5 protein-coding genes are annotated in these 7405 nt (G+C 55.6%); all 5 read left to right on the top strand.

Translation table 11 applies throughout. The features are described 5' to 3' along the window. The coding region (locus ACTH3S_RS17250; RefSeq protein ID WP_441810248.1) for a TonB-dependent receptor domain-containing protein at positions 1-2767 on the top strand (2767 nt) is incomplete at its 5' end. A 79-nt stretch (positions 2768-2846) separates the two neighbouring features. After that, positions 2847-3662 carry a hypothetical protein gene (locus ACTH3S_RS17245; protein WP_441810247.1) on the top strand — a complete coding sequence of 272 codons (816 nt, stop codon included), beginning with the start codon at positions 2847-2849 and terminating at the stop codon, positions 3660-3662. A 103-nt stretch (positions 3663-3765) separates the two neighbouring features. After that, positions 3766-5718, top strand: a complete 1953-nt coding sequence (locus ACTH3S_RS17240; RefSeq protein WP_441810246.1) for a type I secretion system permease/ATPase — start codon at positions 3766-3768, stop codon at positions 5716-5718. Then, positions 5715-7079, top strand: a complete 1365-nt coding sequence (locus ACTH3S_RS17235; RefSeq protein ID WP_441810245.1) for an HlyD family type I secretion periplasmic adaptor subunit — start codon at positions 5715-5717, stop codon at positions 7077-7079. Before ACTH3S_RS17240 ends, ACTH3S_RS17235 begins: the two co-directional genes overlap by 4 nt. After that, positions 7080-7405 (top strand): hypothetical protein (locus ACTH3S_RS17230; RefSeq protein ID WP_441810244.1); only part of this gene is annotated, 326 nt, incomplete at its 3' end.

Below are 7405 nucleotides of genomic sequence, written 5' to 3'. Positions count from 1 at the left end.
GTTATGCCTGGCCATTGCTCTGGCGCTGGCCGGTCACCCGGTGCTGGCACAAGATACCGCGCTGCCTGCGGCTAGCTCCGCTGAAAACACCGGCTCCGATGGCGTGCATCATCTTGATGCCGTGACCGTAATTGGAATCGCCGAAGAAGAAAAGAAAATCGGCAATACCGCAGGAGCCAGTAAGGAAGATGTTGAGCGGCGTAGGGCTAGTCACATGGCAGATTTACTCGATTCGATTTCTGGCGTCTCGGCAAATAACCTTTATGCGGCGCCGGAAACCTCCGTCAAGGTCCAAGGCATCGTTGGTTATGGGCGAGTATCGCAATCACTGGAAGGTGTGACCCAGAATTTTCATGCCTTTACCAAAGATATTGGAAGAACAGGTTCCATCTTTGTTGACCCTGGGCTTGTCAGTTCCATTGATGTCACTCGGGGAGTCAACACTAGTACTGGCGCCTTGGGAAGTTTGGGTGGTGCGGTTGATTTCAAGTACATGGATCTGGATGACATTCTGCTGCCTGGCAAGAACTTTGGTGGCATGATTCGCGGCTCTACCGGAATCAGTAAATACGCAAATGGCGAGAAACCCTCCGGATCATTTTTCCTAGGTGGCCGCAACGAACGCTGGGATGTAATGGTTGGGGCATCAGATAGCAGTAATGATGCCTATAAAATAGGTAGTAATTTCGACAAGGGTGACATGATGCGGGACTTTCATGCCAACAACCTGGAGTTTCGTGACAGCAAGCATACATATCTCCACCCTGTGGCAGGCGTGGCAGGCGACTGCCGTTATTTGGGCGTCCTCGGTATTACAGGCGCGGGTCGTGACGGGTTCAGGAACTGCCAACTGAGCTCTGATAAAGCCGACTGGCTAAAACAGGCAGCAAAATCTGGTGAGCTGCAAGGTACACAGCGCAATGCAGATGCGCAAATGTTGCGGGTGCGGCACTTCTTTAATGACCCTTATGATCAAAGCGTAGAACTCTTTGTCACGGAAAATTACGCGAAATACGAAACGGATCAACAACCCATAATCTATATTCCAGAAAAAGACGGTAGTTCCGTTATGCCTGGAACAGAAAACGGTGCGGTGTGGGGCGGTCAGTCCTGGTGGTCGGTTGGTGCTGAACTGAAAAGTCAGGTTATCAGCCTGAAATACAAGGGTGCCTTTTCTGATCTCGTTAATCCCCAAGTGCAACTGTTTAACGAAGTGCAGGATCGCAAGCAGCGTTGGGTTGCTCAGGGTCAAGGAAGCGTCGTGCCAGGCCAACCGATGCATTACTTTGTGGAGAACGAGTCCTTCGGCTTTAAGTTAGGTAATGCCAGCCATTTCGATGCCGGTGCACTGGGATCGTTGCGGCTAGACGCCGGGGTTGAAATGGCTCGACGGAACAAGAACGTCGACAGCCTAGGCGAAGATGAGTTTTACGGGAAGTACATAGAGAAAATGCACGGTATCAAATACCACGGGCAAAAATGGGATCCAGATTCGCGCACAAATACCACGGGGTTTTCATTGGCCCTGAGCACCGAAGGAGATCACCCTTGGCAGGCCAATGCCGGCATCGGCTGGCAGCGAGTATCTATGGATATTTACAATCTACGCTATAAGGTCGGAAATATTCGCAAGGCGGGGATGATGCTCACCAGAGGTCATTATTCGGATATCTTTCTACAACAAGGATATGACAGGTTTACAGCTAGAGATATGGCTAGGGAAATGGAGGCCCTGCAGGCTGCTGAGTTTCTGACTGCTGATGTCTGGCGCGAGGGTGATGAAAAACAGCGCTACGACCTGAAGCAGGCCCACTTTGCCCTGCAATACACTAGGCCCGGCACGGGACTGACCACCTATGCGAGCGTGGGCTATAGCGAACGAGCACCTACCAGTAGCGAAATGTATATGTATGGTATGTGGCTGCGCGCAGGATTTACCGCTAATCCTTATTTAGAACCCGAGAAGAATCTGTCGCTTAATTTGGGCGTGAACTATGAGAGCAAAGCCTGGCTGATGGATCAGGATACTCTGAATGTAGGCGTCGGATTTTATCGCAACCGCATTAGCAATTACATAGGCTATGGTCCAGTTTGGCAGGAAAACCAAGCAAACAACCTACCCACGGGGGGCGTGTTTGGCAGCGTAAATAATTTGGAAGCGGTGATTCATCAGGGGTTTGAGTTTAATCTTTCTTACCAGCAGCCCCTGTTTTATGTGCGTGCCAACTTGACCCTACCGCTACGGCATAACAACAAGATGTGCAGCTGGCAAACACCCAGTGGTAAAGGCTATAGCAATGTCTATAGTGCAAGTGCTAAGGGCGCTATCTATACCCATACTGGTAAAGGTGAGCGTCTATGCTATTCCGGTTGGAACTGGGTGGCAGACGGGCAGATCGAGCCGATCAGTGGCAGTCTGACCGCAGCACTGACGCCTTATCAGAATCAGCTGGAGCTGGGGGGTACCTTGCATTACACCGGCAAGCAACGTACCTCCTATTGGTATGTAGAGAGTGCTCAAGGCGGAATCGGGCGTTATATTCACGGTTCTGTCCCTTTGCCCGACGGCGATGGGTTTGTTACTGCCAATCTTTATCCTAGCGTTATGAAAGTCGATTTGTTTGCCAATTATCGTTTCAACGATCAATTCAAGGTCGGCGTATATGTAGCAAACCTAACGGACGAGATGGATGCTAATCCGACCACTCATGGCTATAACTTCTATCCAGGACGCACTGTGACCGGAAATTTTGAATATCGATTTTAAGCTTTCGCTGCTTTAGCCATTCCGGCTAAAGCAATTTCTGCCGGAGTGGCGACCGGCTTGTTAAGTAGGAGAAGACATTATGTCTTTGCAAAGTAATATCAACACCTGGAAAGGTCTCTACGACAACACGGGTATCAACGCTGGTGGTGGTGATCCCGCTTACATCGGTTCGGTTATCGATGTGAATGGCCTTTACCACGGTGGTATCGATATCTACACTGGAAACGGCAACGAAATCTATGATTTCAACTATTACGGCGGTCAAGGCGTAAAGCTGAATGATCCTTCCGGTGGGAAGTACCTGTTGGAGTCCACTGGTGGTTTCCAGTGGGATACCGTGTTCGGTACTACCGCGCTCGCTATGCAAACTTCCGGCTCCCTGAATAGCCTGTACCTTGGAACTACGCCGCTGGACGATGCCGGAGCGTCGCCTGGTCAGTACACAGTGACGACCTTCAACGGGGGTGAGCCGCTTCTGGTTGTCGAAGGCTTCAATATCGTATCGGATTACGCCGCAACCCTATTCGGTGCAACTGACGGGAATGACTCCATTCTGTTGAATCAGGCTGGAAGTGGTGCAGCAACAGGTATCGACTTCGGCGATCTAATGGCTAAGCCGGGGTACTACGAATCGGCCACCTTCAACTCCGCAGTGCTCTACAACCTGGCGTTTGAAGAGAACGCTGCTGGTGTGTCCACCTTTGAGTGGGCATTGGACAAGTACCTGGAGTCCAAAGGTTCGGATATCACCGACTCGTGGGCAAGCATTGATACTGCTCTGTCTGGTACAGGTGTTTCGATCGATTACTACGATTTTGCCGAAGATTATGCCGTTGGTGGCGTCGTTGCCTCCGCTGCGGCAGAAGTCGAAAGCGACCTCCTGCTGGCCGCGTAAGCAGCCATTCCAGAAATGCAAGAGGTTTGACCGGAAAAGAGGTGGTGATTTTCTAGCGGGAAGATCCACCACTTGACCGGGTAGTACCGGAGCCTGGTGCTTTTTGGCCAGGCTCCGTTTCCGGAAGCTGTTTATTTTAGCTGCTTGCGGAATGGCCTGCAAATTAAACCTGCAGGCGGAATTCGGCTTCCCTGCTTTCAGCGGGGAGGGGGACTTATTTTCCGCAAAAAAGGCTGAAGATGTGACAACAGAGAGTAAAACCCAATCGGCGGGAGCTGCGCGTGGCGAGTTAGCCAGCGCGCTGCTGACCTACAAGCGTAGCTTCGTGCATATCGGCGTGTTCTCGGGTGTCATCAATATCTTAATGCTGGCCCCGGCTCTTTATATGTTGCAAGTGTACGACCGAGTGCTGGCCTCGGGTAACGAAATGACGTTGCTGATGCTCACGCTCATTCTGCTGGGCATGTATGCTCTGATGGGTGCGCTTGAGTGGGTACGCTCGTTGGTGGTGCTGCGTCTGGGTACGGGTTTCGATCGAAAGTTGGCGCCGCGCATATTCGATGCTGCCTTCAGCGCCAACCTCAAGACCGGCAAGCTCAATGCTGCTCAGCCGCTGGAAGACCTTCAGCAGTTGCGCCAATTCGCTACCGGCCAATCCCTGTTTGCCCTGTTCGATGCACCCTGGTTCCCGGTGTATGTGCTGGTGATGTTCTATTTTCATCCACTATTGGGCTGGTTCGCACTGGCTGGAACCGTAGTGCTGATGGTGCTGGGCTGGCTCAATGAGCGGGTCAGCCGTCCGCATCTGCAGAAGGCTGGGGCGCTGGCAATCGCCTCACGTCGCGATGCCGGCGCCAACCTGCGCAATGCCGAGGTGATTGCCGGCATGGGCATGTTGGGTAATCTGCGCGCCCGCTGGGCGGAGCAGCATCTAGGCTATGTGCGTGAACAGAATCTTGCCAGTGTGCGCATGGCCAAGATACAGGGCTGGAGCAAGGCCCTGCGCATGGCGGTGCAATCCCTTGCGCTGGGTATAGGTGCCTGGCTGGTACTGCAACACCAGATGACTGCAGGCATGATGATCGCCGGCTCCATTCTGCTGGGCCGAGCGCTGGCGCCCATCGATCAGGTGATCGGCGCTTCTCGCCAGTGGACCAGCGTCAAGGAGGCCGAGAAACGTCTGAGCCAGCTGCTTGAGGACTTCCCGCCGCTGGCCAAGGGCATGGACTTTCCCCGGCCCACTGGCGCGGTGGCGGTGGAGCAACTGCTGGCCGCACCGCCGAGCCAGACGCAACCGGTGCTGCACGGCATCAACTTCAAGCTGGATGCGGGCGATACGCTGGTGGTGGTCGGCCCTTCCGGAGCGGGCAAGACCACCCTGGCGCGTTGCCTGGTCAATGCCTGGGAGCCGCTGCGCGGCAAGGTACGGCTGGACAGCGCCCCGCTCGACCAATGGCGGCCCGAGGTGCTGGGTACTCTGCTGGGCTATCTGCCGCAGGACGTGCAGTTGTTCGCCGGTACGGTGACGGAGAATATCGCCCGTTTTGGCGAAGTGGATGAGCAGAAGGTCATTGCCGCGGCGCAGATGGCTGGTGTGCATGAACTAATCCTGCAACTGCCCGAGGGTTATCACACCCGGCTGGGCGAGAACGGTCTGGGCCTGTCCGGTGGTCAGCGTCAGCGCGTGGGCCTGGCCCGTGCCCTGTATGGCGAGCCGTGTCTGGTGGTGCTGGATGAGCCCAACGCTAACCTAGACGAGGCGGGCGATGCCATGCTGGCCGAGGCCGTTGCCCGTATCAAGCAGGCGGGCGTCACGCTGGTGCTGATCACCCACAAGCCCAACATCCTCAAAAGGGCTGACAAGCTGCTGGTGCTGCATGGCGGCGGCCAGGCCGACTTTGGACCGCTGGACGAAGTGATGCAACGTATGCATCGTGCCGCCCCGCCCAAACCGCCCCACTCTCAGCCTCAAGCCCCGGTTAAACCACAGTCACGCGTCATGCCCATGCCAACCTATGGGGCGATGAATTTCACATCGCGCAGGGAGGGAGCATGAGCACACAAATGAGCATGGGCGTTGCAGTGCGCGACCCCAACGACCTTATCGATCCTCGGGACGACCTGCTGTCAGTGGATGACCGTCACTATGTGCGCCTAGGCTGGCTGATCGTGCTGGTGGGTGTGATCGGCTTTCTCGGCTGGTCGCTGTTCGCGCCGCTGGATGCCGGCGTGCCGTTGGATGCCAAGGTGGTGGTCAGCGGCAACCGCAAGGCGGTGCAGCCGATCACTGGCGGCAAGGTGCAGCGCATTCTGGTAGCCGAAGGGCAGGCGGTGGACGAGGGGCAGGTGTTGGTGGAACTGGAGCCCAATGTGGCAACCAATCAGCTCGACTCCCTGCGCTTTCAGTACCTGAGCAGCCTGGCGAGCGAAAACCGTTTGATGGCGGAGCGAGACGGATTGAAGCTCATTCGCTTCGATGAAGTGCTATTGCAGGCAGAGCGCGAAGGCAGCCCGCAAGCTGCCGAGATCATTCAGGCGCAGCGGCAATTGTTCGATAGCCGCCGCAGCGCCCAGCAGGCCACATTGGGCGGGCTGGAGGCGGTCGTACATGGCTCGACCGATCAACGTAACAGCCTGCAGCGCATTCTGCAGTCGCGCCGTCAGCAGCGGGTAACCTTTGAGCAGCAGTTGACCAGCCAGCGCACTCTGGCCGAGGAAGGGCTATTAGCACGCAATCGTTTGCTGGAGTCGGAGCGCCAGTACCTGCAATTGGCCGGTTCCGTAGCGGACGATGAGGGTCGACTGGGTCTGCTGCAAAGTCAGGTGCAGGAATACCAGCTGCGTCTCATCCAGCAGCGGGAGGACTACCAGAAGGAGCTGCGTACGGCGCTGGCTGAAATCAGTCCTCGCACGGCTGATCTGCTGGGGCGTCTGGATAGCGCTCAATACGAAGTGACTAATACCAAGGTGTTGGCACCATCGGCAGGTATCGTTTCCGGCCTGACGGTATTCACCCAGGGTGGAGTGGTCAGCGCTGGCGACAAGCTGATGGATATTGTGCCGCTGGATCAGCCGTTGATGGTCGAAGGCCGATTGCCCGTGCAGGAGGTTGACAAGATTCAAGCTGGCCAGTCGGTGGAATTGGAGTTCGCCGCTTTCAATCGCGCGTCTACCCCCAAGCTGCCAGGCACCGTGAATACGGTATCTGCCGATCGCCTGGAAGATCATCAGGGTGTTCCTTACTACCACGTGGAAATCAGTGTGGATGAGCTTGACGGGCGTGAGCTGCTGCCGGGGTTGTGGCTGCAACCCGGCATGCCGGTGACAGCCTTCATCAAAACGGGAGAGCGCACATTGATGAGCTACCTGCTCAAACCACTGCGCGACCGTACGCGTCTGGCATTGACGGAGGATTGAATGATCACGTGTAATAAAAACCTATCGCGCTTGTCTTTAGCAATGAATGGCGTCCAAACGGCGTTGGGCAAACCCCCGAAAGCCAGATACCTCATTTCGATTGTTGCATTGGCCCTGGGAATGGCAATGCTGGATGTGCCGCCAGTCAGGGCGCAGACCGACCTGCAAATACCCCCTTCCTGGATTGACCAGCAGAATGCCGAGCCGCTGTCGGGTCTGACCGATTTGCGTCAGGAGCTGGAAGCAGAAAGCGATGGCAGGCTCGATCTGATACGAGCCTATCAACGCATGCTGCTTCACGACCCGCAGATTCATGCCGCTCGGGC

The sequence above is a fragment of the Marinobacter sp. genome (assembly GCF_052094685.1).
GTDB lineage: Bacteria > Pseudomonadota > Gammaproteobacteria > Pseudomonadales > Oleiphilaceae > Marinobacter.
Note: the sequence above shows the minus strand (reverse complement) of the source record. Positions and strands in the feature narration are given on the sequence as shown.

Bases quoted from the DNA above. Each gene is read 5' to 3' on its own strand.
- ACTH3S_RS17245 (WP_441810247.1), top strand. From the start codon at position 2,847: ATGTCTTTGCAAAGTAATATCAACACCTGGAAAGGTCTCTACGACAAC.
- ACTH3S_RS17235 (WP_441810245.1), top strand. From the start codon at position 5,715: ATGAGCACACAAATGAGCATGGGCGTTGCAGTGCGCGACCCCAACGAC.